The organism is Streptomyces aculeolatus, from assembly GCF_020400605.1.
In the GTDB taxonomy this organism is placed as follows: domain Bacteria; phylum Actinomycetota; class Actinomycetes; order Streptomycetales; family Streptomycetaceae; genus Streptomyces; species Streptomyces aculeolatus.
This window is the reverse complement of record NZ_JAINRD010000038.1, coordinates 1-18,085: the sequence shown is the minus strand read 5'-3', so window position 1 is coordinate 18,085 and position 18,085 is coordinate 1. Positions and strand designations below refer to the sequence as shown.

General features: G+C 73.6%; 13 protein-coding genes. 9 read left to right on the top strand and 4 right to left on the bottom strand.

Going from position 1 to position 18,085, the window contains the following annotated elements; all coding sequences use genetic code 11:
* Window positions 1-100: 100 nt before the first annotated feature.
* Together LG396_RS36975 and LG396_RS36970 are read right to left on the bottom strand one after the other, a co-directional pair.
* Window positions 101-1,465, bottom strand: coding sequence for a M16 family metallopeptidase (locus LG396_RS36975; RefSeq protein WP_051102902.1), 1,365 nt, complete (start codon window positions 1,463-1,465; stop codon window positions 101-103).
* A 20-nt stretch (window positions 1,466-1,485) separates the two neighbouring features.
* Window positions 1,486-2,865: a M16 family metallopeptidase gene (locus tag LG396_RS36970; protein ID WP_051102899.1), complete on the bottom strand. Its 1,380-nt coding sequence runs from the start codon at window positions 2,863-2,865 to the stop codon at window positions 1,486-1,488.
* Window positions 2,866-3,042: 177 nt separating this feature from the next.
* Between LG396_RS36970 and LG396_RS36965 the strand changes: the two genes are divergently transcribed.
* The 4 genes from LG396_RS36965 (at window position 3,043) to LG396_RS36950 (ending at window position 8,932) form a co-directional block, all read left to right on the top strand.
* Window positions 3,043-5,496, top strand: a complete 2,454-nt coding sequence (locus LG396_RS36965) for a DNA gyrase/topoisomerase IV subunit A (RefSeq protein WP_225798052.1) — start codon at window positions 3,043-3,045, stop codon at window positions 5,494-5,496.
* Window positions 5,497-5,588: 92 nt separating this feature from the next.
* Complete coding sequence (locus LG396_RS36960; protein ID WP_037745168.1) at window positions 5,589-6,542, top strand: threonine ammonia-lyase; 954 nt, start codon at window positions 5,589-5,591, stop codon at window positions 6,540-6,542.
* A 93-nt stretch (window positions 6,543-6,635) separates the two neighbouring features.
* Window positions 6,636-7,301, top strand: coding sequence for a DUF485 domain-containing protein (locus LG396_RS39875; RefSeq protein WP_225798051.1), 666 nt, complete (start codon window positions 6,636-6,638; stop codon window positions 7,299-7,301).
* Entirely contained in the window at window positions 7,298-8,932 is a 1,635-nt protein-coding gene (locus tag LG396_RS36950) for a monocarboxylic acid transporter (protein ID WP_225798050.1), read from the top strand. The genes LG396_RS39875 and LG396_RS36950 overlap by 4 nt, the downstream gene beginning before the upstream one ends.
* Window positions 8,933-8,986: 54 nt before the next feature.
* On the opposite strand, the gene LG396_RS36945 is transcribed toward LG396_RS36950, so the two are convergent.
* Window positions 8,987-10,651, bottom strand: a complete 1,665-nt coding sequence (locus LG396_RS36945) for an ATP-binding protein (protein WP_018838149.1) — start codon at window positions 10,649-10,651, stop codon at window positions 8,987-8,989.
* A gap of 134 nt (window positions 10,652-10,785) precedes the next feature.
* A complete protein-coding gene (locus LG396_RS36940) occupies window positions 10,786-11,715 on the bottom strand; it encodes a ferredoxin family protein (RefSeq protein WP_225798049.1) in 930 nt (309 codons plus the stop codon).
* Window positions 11,716-11,927: 212 nt separating this feature from the next.
* On the opposite strand from LG396_RS36940, the gene LG396_RS36935 reads away from it, so the two are divergent.
* The 5 genes from LG396_RS36935 to LG396_RS36915 all read left to right on the top strand — a co-directional run bounded on the left by LG396_RS36935 (window position 11,928) and on the right by LG396_RS36915 (window position 18,050).
* Window positions 11,928-12,932, top strand: coding sequence for a LacI family DNA-binding transcriptional regulator (locus tag LG396_RS36935; RefSeq protein WP_026276443.1), 1,005 nt, complete (start codon window positions 11,928-11,930; stop codon window positions 12,930-12,932).
* 136 nt (window positions 12,933-13,068) lie between these two features.
* Entirely contained in the window at window positions 13,069-14,463 is a 1,395-nt protein-coding gene (locus tag LG396_RS36930) for an ABC transporter substrate-binding protein (RefSeq protein WP_018838136.1), read from the top strand.
* 2 nt (window positions 14,464-14,465) lie between these two features.
* Window positions 14,466-15,416, top strand: a complete 951-nt coding sequence (locus tag LG396_RS36925; RefSeq protein ID WP_018853418.1) for a carbohydrate ABC transporter permease — start codon at window positions 14,466-14,468, stop codon at window positions 15,414-15,416.
* A 16-nt stretch (window positions 15,417-15,432) separates the two neighbouring features.
* Window positions 15,433-16,314 carry a carbohydrate ABC transporter permease gene (locus tag LG396_RS36920; RefSeq protein WP_037730083.1) on the top strand — a complete coding sequence of 294 codons (882 nt, stop codon included), beginning with the start codon at window positions 15,433-15,435 and terminating at the stop codon, window positions 16,312-16,314.
* A 50-nt stretch (window positions 16,315-16,364) separates the two neighbouring features.
* A complete protein-coding gene (locus tag LG396_RS36915) occupies window positions 16,365-18,050 on the top strand; it encodes a glycoside hydrolase family 13 protein (RefSeq protein WP_225798065.1) in 1,686 nt (561 codons plus the stop codon).
* Window positions 18,051-18,085 lie beyond the last annotated feature (35 nt).

Sequence of the window (18,085 nt, the reverse complement as noted above, 5' to 3'; positions counted from 1 at the left end):
AATGCGAATAACGGCAGGAACGCGAAAGAGCCCGGCGGAACCGCCGGGCTCTTTCCGGACTGCTACGGCCTTTTACCGCACTGCGCGGAAAAGCCGGCGGTCAGCCCGAGACGACCCTGACCTCGCCGATGCCCAGCCCCCGCACCGGCTCGGCGATCTTCTCCGCGTCGCCGACGAGGACGGTGACGAGCCGGTCCGTGGGGAAGGCGCTCAGCACCGCCGCGGTGGCCTCCACCGTGCCGGTGGCGGCGAGCCGGGCGTACTGCACGGCCTGGTAGTCGTCCGGGAGCTGCTGCTCGACCTGGTCGGCCAGCGTGCCGGCGACCGCGGCCGACGTCTCGTACCGCAGCGGGGCCACGCCGACCAGGAAGTCGGCCGCCGCGTCCCGCTCGGCGTCGGTCAGCCCGTCGGCCAGCGAGCGCAGCACCTGCCAGGTGTCGGCCAGCGCCGGACCCGTCACGTCGGTCTCCACGGAGCCCCCGATGGCCAGCAGCGCGGCGCCGGTGCCGTCGGCCGGGGAGCGCAGCGACTGGGCCGAGGCCCGTACGCCGTAGGTGTAGCCCTTCTCCTCGCGCAGCACGACGTCCAGGCGGGAGGTGAGGGTGCCGCCGAGGCAGTACGTGCCGAGGAGCTGGGCGGGCCAGACGGCGTCGTGCCGGTCGGCGCCGACGCGGCCGACGAGCATCTGCGTCTGCACCGCGCCCGGGCGGTCGACGATGACGACCCGGCCGGTGTCGTCCGCGGCCACCGGCGGCAGCGGGCGGGCCTCGGCGGGCGTGCCGGACCAGGTGCCGAGCGTGGCGGCCAGCGCGTCGCCGACGTCGGCGCCGGTCAGGTCGCCGACGACCACGACGGTGGCGGTGGCCGGCCGGACGTGGGCGTCGTAGAAGGCCCGTACGGACGCGGCGTCGATCCGCGCGACGGACTCCTCCGTGCCCCAGCGGGGGCGCGAGAGGCGGTCGCCGGCGTCGAACAGCTCGGCGTACAGCGCCATCGCGGCGCGCCGGCCGGGGTTGGCCAGCTCGTGCGGGATCTCGTCGAGCCGGTTGGCGACCAGCCGCTCGATCTCGTCGTCCGGGAAGGCGGGCGCGCGCAGCGCGTCGGCGAGCAGCGTCAGGCCGCGGCGCAGCCGCGAGACGGGCACCTCCAGGGAGACGCGGACGCCGGGGTGGTCGGCGTGCGCGTCCATGGTGGCGCCGCTGCGCTCCAGTTCCGCGGCGAACTCCTCGGCGGTGTGCGTGTCCGTGCCCTCGGAGAAGGCCCGCGCCATGATCATGGCGACGCCGTCGAGCCCGGCGGGCTCGGCGTCCAGCGGCGCGGCCAGGCACACCTCGACGGCGACGACCTGCTGGCCGGGGCGGTGGCAGGTGAGCACCGTGAGCCCGTTGGCGAGGGTGGCGCGGTCGGGGGCCGGGAAGGCCCAGGGCCGGGCCTCGCCGCCCTGCGGGCGGGGGTGGAAGGTCATCGTGCTGGTCGTCTCGGCGGTCACGCCTGAACCTCGTCTTCCTCGGTGCTCGCGGCGCCCGCGGCGCCGGCGTTCTCGTCGGCGTCAGCCTCGTCGGCCGCCGGTGCCGTGGGCTCGTACACGAGGGCCGCGCGGTTCTCCGGGATCAGCCGCGCCTTGGCGACGGCCTGCACCTCCTCGGCGGTGACGCCGAGGATCCGCTCGACCGCGCCGAGCGCCAGCTTCGGGTCGCCGAAGAGGACCGCGTACCGGCAGAACTCGTCCGCGCGGCCGGCGACGGTCGCCAGCCGGTCCAGCCACTCGCGCTCCAGCTGCGCCTGCGCCCGCTCCATCTCCTCGGGCGTGGGCCCCTGTTCGGCGAAGCGGGCCAGCTCCTCGTCGACGGCGGCCTCGATGGCGGGCACCTCGACGCCGCCGGACGCCTTGACGTCCAGCCAGCCGAGCGACGGCGCGCCGGCGAGCCGCAGCATCCCGAACCCGGCCGCCACCGCGAGCCGGTCGCGGCGCACCAGGCGGTTGTAGAGCCGGGAGGACTCGCCGCCGCCGAGCACGGTCAGGGCCAGGTCCGCGGCGTCGGCCTCGCGGGTGCCGTCCTCGGGCAGCCGGTACGAGGCCATCAGCGCCCGCGACGGCACCTCTTCGGCGAGCGGCACGCGCTGCGCGCCGCCGAGCGTGTCGGGCAGCGAGCCGTCGCGCGGGGGCTGCTTGCCCTCGTGCGCGGGGATGGAGCCGAAGTACCGCTGGACCCAGGCGAGCGCCTGCGCCGGGTCGATGTCGCCGACGACGGAGAGCACCGCGTTGCTCGGCGAGTAGTACGTGCGGAAGAACTCCTGGCAGTCCGCGAGCGAGGTGGCGTCCAGGTCGGCCATCGAGCCGATCGGCGTGTGGTGGTACGGGTGCCCTTCGGGGTACGTCATCGCGGCGAGCTTCTCGAACGCCGTGCCGTACGGGACGTTGTCGTACCGCTGCCGGCGCTCGTTCTTCACCACGTCGCGCTGGTTGTCCAGGCTCTCCTCGGTGAGCGCGGTGAGCAGCGAGCCCATCCGGTCGGCCTCCAGCCACAGCGCCAGTTCGAGCTGGTGGGCCGGCATGGTCTCGAAGTAGTTGGTGCGCTCGAAGCTCGTGGTGCCGTTGAGCGAGCCGCCGGCCCCCTGCACCAGCTCGAAGTGCCCGTTGCCGGAGACCTGCGCCGAGCCCTGGAACATCAGGTGCTCGAAGAGGTGGGCGAGGCCGGTGCGGCCGGCCACCTCGTGGCGCGAGCCCACGTCGTACCAGATGCACACCGAGGCGACGGGCGTGAGATGGTCCTCGGAGAGGATGACCCGCAGCCCGTTGTCCAAGCGGTGTTCTTCCAGTGTCAGTCCGCCTGAGTTGGCCTGCGGGGTGGCCGTCTGACCCATGGGCATGGAGTCCCTTCGATCGCTGCTGTACGCGGGACACCGGACGTCCGGTGTCGCGCCCCCACTGTATGCCGGGGGCAGTGCGCCGGGTCGTGGTCGGCGATGTCGGCGCGTGGGTCCACAATGGGGGCGCACGCCGACCGCCCGTGAACGAGCCGATGAGGAGCAGCAGCCGAGATGGCCCGCCGCAGAAGCAGTGCCCCGCCGCCTGAGGAGTTCGAAGAGCGGATCCTCGACGTCGACGTCGTGGACGAGATGCAGGGCTCCTTCCTTGAATACGCGTACTCGGTCATCTACTCCCGCGCGCTCCCCGACGCCCGCGACGGCCTGAAGCCCGTGCACCGCCGCATCCTGCACCAGATGAACGAGATGGGCCTGCGCCCCGAGCGGTCGTACGTGAAGTGCGCGCGCGTCGTCGGCGAGGTGATGGGCCGGCTGCACCCGCACGGCGACTCCGCCATCTACGACGCGCTGGTGCGCACGGCGCAGCCGTTCTCGATGCGGCTGCCGCTGGTCGACGGCCACGGCAACTTCGGCTCCCTCGGCAACGACGACCCGCCCGCGGCCATGCGGTACACCGAGTGCCGCCCGGCGCCCGCCGCGACGCTCATGGTCGAGTCGATCGACGAGGACACCGTCGACTTCGTCCCCAACTACGACGGCAGCGAGCAGGAGCCCGTCGCCCTGCCGTCCGCGTTCCCGAACCTGCTGGTGAACGGCGCCTCCGGGATCGCGGTCGGGATGGCGACCAACATGCCGCCGCACAACCTCGGCGAGGTCGTCGCCGCCGCGCGGCACCTCATCCGGCATCCGGGCGCCGACCTGGAGACCCTCATGCGGTACGTGCCGGGTCCCGATCTGCCCACCGGCGGGCGGGTCGTCGGCCTCGACGGCATCCGGGACGCGTACGAGACGGGCCGCGGCAGCTTCAAGATCCGCGCCACCGCGACGGTGGAGCAGGTCTCCGCGCGCCGCAAGGGCATCGTCGTCACCGAGCTGCCCTTCACCGTCGGCCCGGAGAAGGTCCGCGCCAAGGTCAAGGACCTCATCGGGGCGAAGCGGCTGCAGGGCATCGCCGACCTGAAGGACCTCACGGACCGCGAGCACGGCCTGCGGCTGGTCTTCGAGATCAAGAACGGCTTCCACCCGGAGGCTGTGCTGGAGCAGTTGTACAAACTGACGCCGATGGAGGAGACCTTCGGCATCAACAACGTCGCGCTCGTCGACGGCCAGCCGCTCACGCTGGGCCTGAAGGAGCTGCTGGAGGTCTTCCTCGACCACCGCTTCACGGTGGTGCGGCGCCGCAGCGAGTTCCGGCGCACCAAGCGCCGCGACCGGCTGCACCTGGTGGAGGGCCTGCTCGTCGCGCTGCTCGACATCGACGAGGTCATCCGCATCATCCGGGCCAGCGAGAACGCCGCGCAGGCCAAGGAGCGGCTGATCGGGCACTTCTCGCTCTCCGAGACCCAGACGCAGTACATCCTGGACACGCCGCTGCGCCGGCTGACGAAGTTCGACCGGCTGGAGCTGGAGGCCGAGCGGGACCGGCTGACGGCGGAGATCGCCGAGCTGACGCGGATCCTGGAGTCGGACGCGGAGCTGCGCAAGCTGGTGTCCGGGGAGCTGTCGGCGGTGGCGAAGAAGTACGGCAGCGAGCGCCGCACGGTGCTGCTGGAGGCCGGCGGGGAGCCGGCCGCGGCGGTGCCGCTGGAGATGTCCGACGACCCGTGCCGGGTGCTGATGTCGTCCACCGGGCTGCTGGCCCGTACCGCCAACGGCGACCCCTTCGGCGAGCCGGCACCCGCGAAGCGCGTCAAGCACGACGTGATCGTCTCCGCCGTGCCGACGACGTCGCGGGCGCACATCGGGGCGGTGACCTCACAGGGCCGGCTGCTGCGGGTGTCGGTGATCGACCTGCCGGTGCTGCCGGAGACCGCGGCCCGGCCCAGCCTGGCGGGCGGCGCGGCGGTGTCGGAGTTCCTGACGCTGGCGGACGGCGAGAAGGTCGTCTGCCTCACCACGCTCGACGAGTCCTCGCCGGGACTCGCGCTGGGCACCGAGCAGGGCGTGGTCAAGCGGGTGGTGCCGGACTACCCGGCGAACAAGGAGGAGTTGGAGGTCGTCGCGCTCAAGGACGGCGACCGGATCGTCGGCGCGGCGGAGCTGCGCACCGGCGAGGAGGACCTCGTGTTCGTCACCAGCGACGCGCAGTTGCTGCGGTATCCCGCGGGGCAGGTGCGGCCGCAGGGCCGGCCGGCGGGCGGCATGGCCGGCGTGAAGCTGGCCTCGGGGGCGAAGGTCGTCGCGTTCCACGTGGTCGACCCCGCGGCGGACGCGGCGGTGCTGACGGTCGCGGGCTCCACCGGGGCGCTGGACGGTGCGTGGGTGCAGACGGCGAAGCTGACGCCGTTCGACCAGTTCCCGCGGAAGGGGCGGGCGACGGGCGGTGTGCGCTGCCAGCGGTTCCTGAAGGGCGAGGACGGCCTGACGTTCGCCTGGGCGGGGCCGGTGCCGGCCCGCGCGGCGGGGCGTACGGGTGCGCCGGTGGAGCTGCCGGAGCCGGACCCGCGCCGGGACGGCTCGGGGACGCCGCTGGCGAAGCAGGTGACGGCGGTGGCCGGGCCGGTGTAGCCGGCCCGCGGTGCGGGCGGCGGGGCGCCGGCCGGGCGCTCGGGCCGATTTTCGTTGGACCCGGGCGCCGCCCGGTGCCAGCGTGGGGTGCCATGAGGACTCCGAGCGTCACCGACGCCCTGCTCGCCCGCCGGCTGATCCGCGACGTGCTGCCGCCCACCCCGCTGTGGTCGTACCCCGCGCTGGACCGGGGCGCGGCCTCGGCCCTGCTGGTCAAGCACGAGAACACCCAGCCGACGGGCGCGTTCAAGGTACGCGGCGGACTCACCCTGCTCGCCTCGATGACCGGAGAGGAGCGCGCCCGCGGCATCGTGGGCTACTCCACCGGCAACCATGCCCAGTCGCTCGCCTACGCCGCCGCCCGGTACGGCGCGCCGTGCACGATCGTGATGCCGGAGCGCCCCAACCCCGGCAAGGCCCGCGCCGTCACCGCCCTCGGCGCGGAGCTGATCGAGCACGGCGCGACCTTCGACGAAGCCGGCCCGTACGCCGCGCGGTTGGCCGCCGAGCGCGGCGCCCGGCTGGTCAGCGCCGCGGACGAGCCGGAGATCGTCGCCGGGGTGGCCACGGCGTACCTGGAGCTGTTCGAGCAGGCGCCCGACCTGGACGCGGTGCTCGTCCCCGTCGGCAGCGGGAGCGGGGCCGCCGCCGCGTGCCTGGTCGCGGCGGCCGTCGCGCCCCGCTGCCGGGTGGTCGCGGTGCAGGCGGAGGCCTCCCCGGCGGCGTACGAGTCGTGGCGCGCGGGCCGCCTCGTCGAACGCCCCAACCGCACCCGCGTCGAGGGGCTCGCCACCGGCACCGGCTTCGCGCTGCCGCAGTCGCTGATGCGCGCCGGGCTCGCGGACTTCCTCCTCGTCGACGACGAGGCGATCGCCCGTGCCCAGGGCAGCCTGATGCGCGACGCGCACACCCTGGCGGAGGGCGCGGGGGCCGCCGCGTACGCGGCGCTCCACGCGCACCCGGACGCCTTCGCCGGGCAGCGCGTCGCGGTCGTGTGTACAGGAGGCAATGCCCAGGTGGCAGAAATCGCCAGGGCTATCGCCTGAAGGTGTGAAGGGTCTGGAATGCCCCGTCTGTGATCTCCCCGCGTTGCTCATTCTGGGCTGTCGGCAACCCCGCCGAGCGAGGAGAGCACTCCGGTGAACAACCCCCTCGGGCCCGAGGAGGCCCCGCCAGCCCCGCTCCACGATCCGTGGTCCGACCGGCCGGACTGGTCCGGCCGGCCGGACGGGCCGCCCTGGCCGGACGTGTCGCCGTGGCCTGCCCGGTCGGTGCCGACCGACCGGCGCGAGCAGCTCTACGCCCCCGCCGCACCGGCCCCCGGCTGGGGCTGGGACGGCTGGGAGCCGGAGCCGGAGCCAGCCCCGGCCGTGCCGCCGCCCCGGGCCGCGGAGAGCGCGGAGTCCGGCGCGCGCGACGGCGACGCCTGGGCCGAGCCGGACGACGACGTGTACCTCGCCGTCCACGCCACCCCCGAGTTCCAGCGCGTACGCCGCCGGTACCGCCGGTTCGTGGTGCCGGCCGCGCTCGCGTTCCTCGCCTGGTACCTGTCGTACGTCGTCGCCGCCACCGTCGCCCCCGAGCTGATGGGCCGCCGGGTCGCAGGACCGGTCAACGTCGCGCTGCTCGCCGGCCTCGGCCAGTTCGCGACGACGTTCCTGCTCACCTGGGCGTACGCCCGGCACGCCCGGCTGCGCCGGGACCCGGCCGCACTCGACCTGCGCTGGGACATCGCCATGCGGACCCGCCGTGCCGACGGCTACGTGGACTCCCGGAGCAACCCGCCGCGGGAGCCGGGCCGGTGACCGGGGAGCACCAGAAGCTCGCGCTGCTGCTGTTCTGCGCTTTCGTGGCGCTGACGCTGGCCATCACGCTCTGGGCGGGCCGGCGGCGGCACGGCTCACCGGAGGAGTTCTACGCCGGCGGGCGGCTGTTCACCCCCATGGAGAACGGTTTCGCCATCTCCGGGGACTACATGTCCGCCGCCTCCTTCCTCGGCATCTCCGGCCTCATCGCCCTCTACGGCTACGACGGCGTGCTGTACTCCGTCGGCTTCCTCGTCGCGTGGCTCGTCGTGCTGCTGTTCGTCGCCGAACTCGTACGCAACTGCGGCCGGTTCACCCTCGCCGACGTCGTCGCCTCCCGGCTGCGCCGGCCGCAGGTGCGGTTCGCTGCGGGCATCTCGTCGGTCACGGTCTCGGTGCTGTACCTCGTCGCGCAGATGGTCGGCGCGGGCAGCCTGGTGGCGCTGCTGGCCGGCGGCCACACCGGCACCGGCGCGCGCACCGCGGCGGTCGCGGGCGTGGGCGCGCTGATGGTGACGTACGTCGTGCTCGGCGGGATGCGCGCGACGACCTGGATCCAGATCGTCAAGGCCGTGCTGCTGCTGGCCGGGGCGCTCACGCTCACCGTGCTGGTGCTGCTGCGCTTCCACGGCGACGTCGGCGCGCTGCTGGAGTCCGCGGCCGGGCGCAGCGGCCACGGTGCCGACTTCCTCGCTCCGGGCCTGGCGTACGGCGGCGGGGTCACCGACCGGCTGGACTTCCTCAGCCTCGGCATCGCGCTGGTCCTCGGCACCGCGGGGCTGCCGCACATCCTGGCCCGCTTCTACACCGTGCCGACGGCCACCTCCGCGCGCCGCTCGGTGGTCTGGTCGATCGGGCTGATCGGCGGCTTCTACCTGATGACGATCGTGCTCGGCTTCGGCGCCGCGGCGCTCGTGGGCGGCGACGCGGTGCGCGCGGACGACCCGTCGGGCAACATGGCGGTGCCGCTGCTGGCGCTCGACCTCGGCGGCGGCGCGGCCTCCACCGGTGGCACGGTTCTCTTCGCCGTGGTGGCGGCCGTCGCGTTCGCGACGATCCTCGCGGTGGTCGCGGGGATCACGCTGGCGTCGTCGGCGTCGGTGGCCCACGACCTGTACGCGACGGTGCGCCGCTCCCGCGCGCGGCGCCGCGGGGACCGTACGGCCGGGGACGCGGACGGCGCGGGCGCCGGCGAGGTGGCCGTGGCGCGGGTGGCCGCGGCGGTCATCGGGGCGCTCGCCATCGGCCTCGGGCTGCTGGCCCGGGACCTGAACGTGGCGTTCCTGGTGGGGCTCGCGTTCGCGGTGGCGGCCTCGGCGAACCTGCCGGTGCTGCTCTACGCGCTGTTCTGGCGCCGCTTCACCGCGCGCGGCGCGCTGTGGGCGGTGTACGGCGGCCTCGGCCCCGCGGTGCTGCTGGTGGTGTTCTCGCCCGTGGTCTCGGGCAGCCCGGACGCCCTCTTCCCAGGCGTGGACTTCCACGTCTTCCCGCTGCAGAACCCGGGGCTGGTCTCCGTGCCGCTGGGCTTCCTCGCGGGCTGGCTGGGCACGGTCACGTCCGCGGAGCCCGCCGATCCGGTACGGCACGCGAAGACCGAGGTCCGGGCGCTGACCGGGGCGGGGGCGGCGTAGCGGCGTGGCCGCGGCGGGCACGGCGGCGTGGCGGGGCGGGGGCGGCGGCCCGGGCTACGGGGCCGGCAGCCGGCGGCCCGGTACGCGCCCGGCCGCCGGCGCCAGCGCCTCCGGCAGCACGACGGTGAACTCCGCGCCCCCGCCGGCCCGTTCGCCGACCTCCGCGCGGCCGCCGTGCCGCTCGGCGAGCCGCCGTACCAGCGCGAGGCCGAGGCCCCGCCTGCCGTGCGCGGGCGGCTCCTTCGTCGTCCAGCCGTCGGCGAAGACCAGCTCGCGCCGCTCGGCCGGCACCCCGGGCCCGGAGTCGGCGACCCGCAGCCGCACCGTCTCGCCGTCCGCCCGCAGGTCAACCTCGACCAGCGGGGCCGGCGAACCCACCGCCGCGTCCAGGGCGTTGTCGACGAGGTTGCCGACGATCGTGACCAGCCCGCGCGGGTCGACGGCCCGGTCCGGCAGCTCCCCCGTCACCACCAGCGGCACGCCCCGCTCCGCGGCGACGGTCGCCTTGCCGACGAGCAGCGCGGCCAGCAGCGGGTCGCGGATCCGGCCGGTGACCTGCTCCGCGGTGGCCCGGCGGGCGCCGGCGGCCTCGGCGATGTACTCGGTGGCCTCCTCGGCCATGCCCAGCTCCAGCAGCCCGAGCAGGGTGTGCAGGTGGTTGGCGTGCTCGTGGTCCTGGGCGCGCAGGGCGTCGATGAGGCCGCGGGTGGAGTCGAGTTCGCGGCCGAGCTGCTCCAGTTCCGTACGGTCGCGCAAGGTGGCGACGGCGCCGCCGTCGGCTGTGGGCATCCGGTTGGCGACGAGCACCCGGCCGTCGCTGACGGTCAGCAGGTCGGAGCCGGCGACCCGGCCGGCGAGCACGTCGGCGGTACGGCCCGGGCGCAGCACGTCGTCCAGCGGCCGGCCGGTGTGCTCGGGGTCGATGCCGAGCAGCCGGGCGGCCTCGTCGTTGACGAGCCGCAGCCGGCCGCCGCCGTCGAGGGCGACGACGCCCTCGCGGATGCCGTGGAGCATCGCCTCGCGCTCGTCGAGGAGGGCGGCTATGTCGGAGAACGCGAGGTCGCGGGTGCGGCGCTGGAGCCGGCGGGAGTGCGCGAAGGCGACCAGCGCGCCGACGGCCAGCGCGCCCCCCGCGTACGCCAGCACGCCGGGGACCGCGGCGATGAGGCGGTCGCGTACGCCCTCGTAGGGGATGCCGACGGAGACGGCGCCGACGATCCGCCCCTCGCGGTCGTAGAGCGGCACCTTGCCGCGGGCGGTGCGCCCCATGGTGCCGGTGTCGATGCCCATCCACTCCTCGCCGGCGAGCGCGGCGGAGGGGTCGGTGGAGACGCGGTGGCCGACGCGCTCGGGCCGGGTGTGGGACCAGCGCACACCGCGGTTGTCCAGCACGACGACGTACTCGGCGCCGGTGGCCTTGCGGATCCGCTCAGCGCGGCGCTGCACGGGCCCCGCCGGCTCCGCGGGGGTGGTCAGCAGCGCCTCGGCGAGGCCGGGTTCGACGGCGGTGCTCTGCGCGATGGCCATCGCACGGCGCATCACCTGCCGGTCCAGCTCGTCGCTGTACGGCGCGAGGAACAGCGCGGCGGCGAGGATGGTGACGCCCGTGGCCAGGGCGAGCTGCATGAGCAGGATCTGGGAGGAGACACGGCGCGGCCAGCCGAGCCGCCGGCCGGGGCCGCGGGGCTGGCCGCGGCGTGCGGTCGACGTTGCGCCCATGAGCGCGAACCGTAACCGACCGGGATGCTACGGGCACTCCCCCGGACGCACATCCCCACGCGCATCCCCACGCACCCGCCCCAGGGTAGCCGCATACGACTACTCACAGTAGTCATTCGATGGAGGCTTCGGGCTCAGTGCGGTCTCGGCGCCCCCGCGGCCATGTGCGTCTGCGGCAGCGGCGCGGCGCCGCAGCTCGCCGGGGTGGCGGTCGCTGCGGCGAGGGGGGCGACGGGCACGTCCCAGGTCCGCCCGTCGCGGTGCTCGACGGTCACCCGCCAGCCGTCGCCCCCGCCTTCGCCGTCGCTCTCGGTGCGTACGACGGCAAGGTCGTCCGCGCCGTACGCGCCCGTCAGCCGGCGCACCGCCAGCTCCGCCGCCTGCCCGGGGCGCTCCCAGGTCGAGCGCCCGCGGCAGCCGTCGGGGACGACCAGCCCGGAGGCGAGCGACTCGACGACCTCCTTGACGGCGTGCGGGGTCATGCGGCCGTAGGCGTAGCCGTGCGGCAGGAGGAGCAGCGTGGGCGAGAAGCGGTGGCCGCCGATGTGCGTGATCTCCCAGGCCGCGGTCCCCCCGGCGGCGTGCAGGTCGGCCGCGAGCGGGCGGCCGAGGAGCGCGCAGCAGCGGTCGCGCCGGCCGTTGGTGCAGACGAGCACGAGCGGGTCACCGCGGTACGGGCCGGCGCCGAGGGCGGCGTCGAAGCCGGCGTGCTCGCCGCTGCCGAGTGCGGCGAGATCGAGGTCGAGGAGGTGCGCCGGGTCGCGGACGTCGGTGGTCCGGATCCAGGTGCCGCCGGGGGCGGTGTGGGCGGCGAGGACGCGGCGGCTGGCGGGGCGGCGGACGTCGGCGTGGCGGCCGGGGCGGCGGATGAGCGCGACGCGCACACCGGTGCCCTCGGCGCGCTCCTCCAGGGCACTGCCGATCTCGGGGTCGAGGTGGCTCTGGGTCAGCGCCTCTTTCCCCCACGGGCCGGTCTGCTCGACCAGCAGCCAGGTCGCGGCCACGGCCGCGGTCCCGGCGAGCGGTTCGGCGAGCTCTCCGGAGGCGGTCGCGCACGTACTCACGAAGGTGAGCCTAACCGTTCTTCAACGCCCCGTCCCGCGGGGCCCGTCCGTCCCGGTGATGCCTCCGCGCCCCGCGCGCCCCCGGGGTCCCGCGGAGCAGCTGCCCCCGGGTGCGTACGGTGGCGGCGTGGGCGCGGCGAGGGTGCGGCCGGAACGGGCCGGTCCGGAACCCACCGCAAGCAGCTTGCGTTTCTTGCGCTAATCTTGCGTCCATGACTCGACGACTTGCTGAGGTTGCCAAGAAGGTGGGGGTCTCCGAGGCCACCGTCAGCCGCGTGCTGAACGGGAAGCCCGGGGTGTCGGAGGCGACCCGGCAGGCCGTGCTGTCGGCCCTCGACGTGCTCGGCTACGAACGGCCCACGCAACTGCGCGGCGAGCGCGCCCGGCTGGTCGGCCTGGTGCTGCCCGAGCTGCAGAACCCGATCTTCCCCGCGCTGGGCGAGGTGGTCGGCGGCGCGCTGGCCCAGCTCGGCCTGACCCCGGTGCTGTGCACCCAGACGAAGAACGGCGTCTCCGAGGCCGCGTACGTGGACCTGCTGCTGCAACAGCAGGTCTCCGGCGTGGTGTTCGCCGGCGGCCAGTACGCGCAGTCCGCCGCGCCGCACGAGCACTACCGCAGGCTGGCCGAGCGGCGCATCCCTGTGGTGCTGATCAACGCCGCCATCGAGGACCTGGGCTTCCCCCGCGTCTCCTGCGACGACGCGGTCGCCGTCGAGCAGGCGTGGCGCCACCTGGCATCCCTCGGCCACCGCCGGATCGGCATGCTGCTGGGCCCCGCGGACCACGTGCCGTCGGCCCGCAAGCTCGCCGCCGCGGACGAGTTGGCCCGGCAGACGGGCCTGGAGCTGCCGGAGTCCCGGGTGGCGCGGGCGCAGTACTCGCTGGAGAGCGGGCAGGCGGCCGCGACGCGGATGCTGGAGGACGGCGTCACGGGCTTCGTCTGCGCCAGCGACCCGCTCGCCCTCGGGGTGATCAGGGCGGTGCGGCGGCGCGGCCTGGACGTGCCGGGGGACGTGTCCGTGGTCGGGTACGACGACTCGGCGTTCATGAATTGCACGTCCCCGCCGCTGACGACCGTGCGGCAGCCGATCGAGTCGATGGGCCGCGCGGCGGTCGAGCTGCTGTCGGCGCAGATCGGCGGCGCCCCCGTGGCCGCCGACGAGCTGCTGTTCGAGCCGGAGTTGGTGGTGCGCGGCTCCACCGGCCCGGCGCGGTGAAGGATCTTCAACTTCTAGTCTCATTCTTGCAATTTCCGCGCGACATATTGCGAAGACCTGTCGACGGTGGTTGAGTGTGCGCGCCACGGCAGCGTGCAGCCGTGGCTTCCCGCTCATGCCCAGAGGGGTCACCGAGATGAGACAGACCGGGTTCCGCCGTACCAGCGCCGCCCTCGCCGTCAGCGCCGCCCTGGCGCTCGTCGCCGCCTGCGGCACCTCCAGCTCCGACGAGGGCGGGGACGACGCGGCCGATCCGGCCGACGCCGCCGCCCCGCTGGACCCGGAGACCAAGGTCACCCTGACGATCGACTGCATGCCGCCGGCGGCCGAGAAGGCCGAGCTGAAGGAGTGGAACGAGGACGTAGCGGCTTTCAACAAGGAGTACCCGAACGTCACGATCAAGGGGAAGCAGACCGACCCCTGTCTGGAGCCCCCGCGGTTCACGGCCATGCTCAAGGCCAAGTCCCAGCCGGACGCCTTCTACACGTACTTCACCGACCTCCAGCAGGTGCTGGACAACGACGGCGCCGCGGACATCACCGCGTACGTCAACGACGAGACCGTCCCGGCGCTCGCGGACATCGACCCGCAGGTCCTCGACGTCCTCCGGGAGGACGGCAAGCTCTACGGGCTGCCGACCAGCAACTACACCATGGGGCTGCTGATCAACCGCAAGCTCTTCGAGGAGGCAGGCCTCGACCCCGACAAGCCGCCGACGTCCTGGGACGAGGTGCGCACCGCCGCGAAGGCGATAGCCGGCCTCGGCGACGGCATCAGCGGCTTCGGCGAGTACAGCGCCGGCAACAACGGCGGCTGGCACTTCACCGCATCGATGTACGGACTCGGCGCCGACATCGTCTCCGAGGACACCACCAAGGCCGCGTTCAACGACGAGACCGGCCTCGAATACGTCGAGAACCTCCACGCGATGCGCTGGGAGGACGACAGCATGGGCAAGACCCAGCTGCTCAAGTGGGGCGACCTGCAGAAGCAGATGGCGTCCGGCAAGCTCGGCATGTTCCTCGCCGCGCCCGACGACATCACGTACATGGTCCAGCAGCTCGGCGGCGACTACGCCGACTACGGCATGGGCCCCATGCCCGGCGGCGAGGCGACCCTCTTCGGCGGCAACGACTACCTGATCAAGAAGGGCAGCTCGCCCGACCAGATCAAGGCCGCCATCGCCTGGCTGAACTTCAAGTTCCTCACCCCCGGCAAGGGCCAGTTCGAGTGGGCGCGGACGAAGGCCGACGGACTGCCCGTCGGGCTGCCGCAGCCGGACTTCTGGAAGGGCGCGAGCAAGCAGCAGGACGACGAGCTGCGCGCCGAGCACTCCACGATGCCGGTCGAGAACTTCCAGCCGTTCCGCGACGACCCGGTACCCGGCCGCGCCGAGCCGCCCAAGGCCCAGGAGATCTACAAGGTCCTCGACACGGTGATGTCGGGCGTGCTCACCAACGAGGACGCCGATCCCCAAGGGCTGCTCGACACCGCCGAGGACCAGGTCAACCAGGTCCTCGCGAACCAGTAGCCATGGCGGCGCCCACACTGTCCCGGCCGGCCGCCCCCGCGAAGGGGCGGCCCGCCGGCCGGCGGCGCGCGAGCCGCGAGAGCTTCGGCCGCGCGCTGCGCCGCAACCTGACCGCCCACGGCTTCCTCATCGGCGCCGTGCTCTGCTTCGGCCTCTTCTCCTGGTATCCGATGGTCCGGGAGTTCATCCTGGCCTTCCAGAAGAACGAGGACGGCGAGACCGTCTGGGCGGGCTGGTCGAACCTCAGCTACATCTTCAACGACCCCGCCTTCTGGCAGGCGTGGCGCAACACGTTCGCCTTCACCGGGCTCGCGCTGCTCCTCGGCTTCGCCGTGCCGTTCGCGGTCGCGATCGTGCTGAACGAGTTCCGGCACGGCCGCGCGTACCTGCGGGTGCTGGTGTACCTGCCGGTGATGCTGCCGCCCGTCGCCTCCGTGCTGCTCTTCAAGTACTTCTACGACCCGGGCTACGGGCTCTTCAACCGCGTCCTGGAGACCTTCGGACTGCCCGCGCAGGACTGGCTCCAGTCCAGCGACACCGCGATGCTGTCCGTCGTCATCGCCGCGACGTGGATGAACATGGGCGCCGCCACGCTGATCTACCTGGCCGCGCTGCAGGGCATCCCGGGCGAGCTGTACGAGGCCGCGGAGCTGGACGGCGCCGGCCTGTTCCGCAAGATCTGGCACGTCACCATCCCGCAGACCCGGCTCATCCTGTCGCTGATGCTGCTGATGCAGATCATCGCCACGATGCAGGTCTTCGTGGAGCCGTTCCTGCTCACCGGCGGCGCCGGCCCGGAGAACTCGACACTGACCGTCGTCCAGCTCATCTACCAGTACGCCTTCACGTTCAACAACTACGGCAGCGCCGCGGCCCTCGGGGTCGTGCTGATGCTGGTGCTCGCCGTCTTCTCCGCCGTGTTCGTCCGCCTCGACCGCAGCAGCGAAGACTGAAGCCGGGAGATCCCAGATGGCCGAATCACAAAGGACGCTGATCTCGCCGGCGGTGCTGGCCAGGCCGCGCGGAAAGGCCCTGTACTGGGGCGCGTTCGCCCTGGTCATGGTGGTCTTCACGCTGGCGTTCATCGGGCCGCTGTACTGGATGGCGACCAGCGGGCTGAAGTCCTCCCAGGAGTTCGCGCAGACCCCGCCGACGCTCGTGCCCGGCGAGGTCCGGCCGGAGAACTACTCCGAGGCGTGGAGTGTGCTGGACCTGGCCCAGTTGCTCCTGAACACCTGCGTGTACGCCTTCGGCGCGCTGGCCTTCATGCTCGTCTTCGACGTGGCCGCGGCGTACTCGCTGTCCAAGCTCCGCCCGGTGCTGGGCAAGGCGATCCTCGGCGCGATGCTCGCGACGCTGATGATCCCGGCCACCGTGCTCGTCGTACCGCAGTACCTCACGGTGCTCGACGTGCCGCTGGTGGAGCGCAACCTCATCAACTCACCGTGGGTGATCTGGCTCCCGGCGGTCACCAACGCCTTCAACATCTTCCTGCTCAAGCGCTTCTTCGACTCCATCCCCCGGGAGCTGATGGACGCCGCCGCCATGGACGGCGCATCGCCGATGCGCACCCTGCGGTCCATCGTCCTGCCGATGTCCCGGCCGATCCTCGGCGTCGTCTCGATCTTCGCGGTCGTCGCCGTGTGGAAGGACTTCCTCTGGCCGATGCTCACCCTGCCCGACCCGTCGAAGCAGACCCTCAACGTCGGCATCTACTCGCTGGGCGCGAGCGTTCCGGAGAACCAGCTCATCGCGGCCCTCGCGATCGCCTCGGTGCCCACGCTGGTGATCTTCCTCGTCTTCCAGCGCAACATCATGCACGGCCTGACCGCCGGCAGCCTCAAGGGCTGACGGTGAGGGCCCTCTTCCTGAACCAGTAGGGATTTCCTGTGAGGGATTCAGTGTCGGATACGAGCTGGTGGCGCGACGCCGCCATCTACCAGGTCTACGTACGCAGCTTCGCCGACGGCGACGGCGACGGCACCGGCGACCTCGCTGGCGTCCGCGCCCGGCTGCCGTACCTCGCCCAGCTGGGCGTGGACGCCATCTGGTTCACCCCGTGGTACGTCTCGCCGATGGCCGACGGCGGCTACGACGTCGCCGACTACCGGGCGATCGACCCCGCGTTCGGCACTTTGGACGAGGCCGAGAAGCTGATCGCCGAGGCGCGCGCCCTCGGCATCCGCACGATCGTCGACGTCGTGCCCAACCACGTCTCCGACGCCCACCCCTGGTTCCGCGCCGCGCTGGCCGCGGGGCCCGGCAGCCCGGAGCGCGAGCTGTTCCACTTCCGCCCCGGCCGCGGCCCCGGCGGCGAACTGCCGCCGAACAACTGGCCCTCCCAGTTCAACGGCGAGTCCTGGACCCGGCACGCCGACGGCGACTGGTACCTCCACCTGTTCTCCGAGCGGCAGCCGGACCTCAACTGGGCCCACCCGGCGGTGCGCCGGGAGCACGAGGACGTGCTGCGCTTCTGGTTCGAGCGCGGCGCGGCGGGCGTACGCATCGATTCCGCGGCCCTGCTCGCCAAGGACCCCGAGCTGCCCGACTGGGACGAGGACGACCCGCGCGGCGAGCCGAACCCGTACGTCGACCGGGACGAGCTGCACGAGATATACCGCTCCTGGCGGGCCATCGCCGACGAGTACGACGGCGTGCTCATCGGCGAGCTGTGGGTGCCGGAGCCGGAGCGCTTCTCCCGCTACCTGCGCCCGGACGAGCTGCACACCGCGTTCAACTTCGACTTCCTCGCCCGCCCCTGGGACGCCGCCGAGCTGCGCGCGTCCATCGACACCACGCTGGAGTACCACGCGCCGGTCGGCGCGCCCGCGACGTGGGTGCTGTGCAACCACGACGTGACCCGCACCGTCACCCGCTACGGCCGCGACGACGCCGCCCCCGGCACCGGCTTCGACTTCGCCGCCAAGCGCTTCGGCACCCCGACCGACCCGGTGCGCGGCACCCGCAGGGCGCGCGCCGCGGCGCTGCTCTCGCTCGCCCTGCCCGGCTCCGTCTACCTCTACCAGGGCGAGGAGCTGGGCCTGCCGGAGGCGGAGGTGCCGCGGGACCGCATCGTCGACCCGATGCACTTCCGCTCCGAGGGCCGCGACCCGGGGCGGGACGGCTGCCGGGTGCCGCTGCCGTGGCGGCCGGACGGACCCGCGTACGGGTTCAGCGACCCGGCGGACGCGGGCACCCGGTCCCCCGGCGGCGGTACGCCCGCGGACGGCGGCGGCGACAGTGGCGGCAGCGGCGGCGCGCCGGCCGAGCCGTGGCTGCCGCAGCCGGCGGGCTGGGGCGCGTACGCCGTCGAGCGCCAGGAGGACGACCCGCGCTCGATGCTGCGCCTCTACCGCGACGCGCTGCGGCTGCGCCGCGGCGAGCCGGGGCTCGGCCACGGCCCGATGCGCTGGCTCGACGCCCCCGTTGGCGTGCTGTCCTTCGCCCGCTCCGACGACTTCGTCTGCGTCGTCAACCTCGCCGCGGAGCCCGTGCCGCTCCCGGCACACCGAGACGTCCTGATCGGCAGCGGCCCCCTCGACGACGGGCTGCTGCCACGGGACACGGCGGTCTGGCTGCGCACCTAGCCCTGCTGCGCCGCGCGGCCGGACCGCCGGCTCCC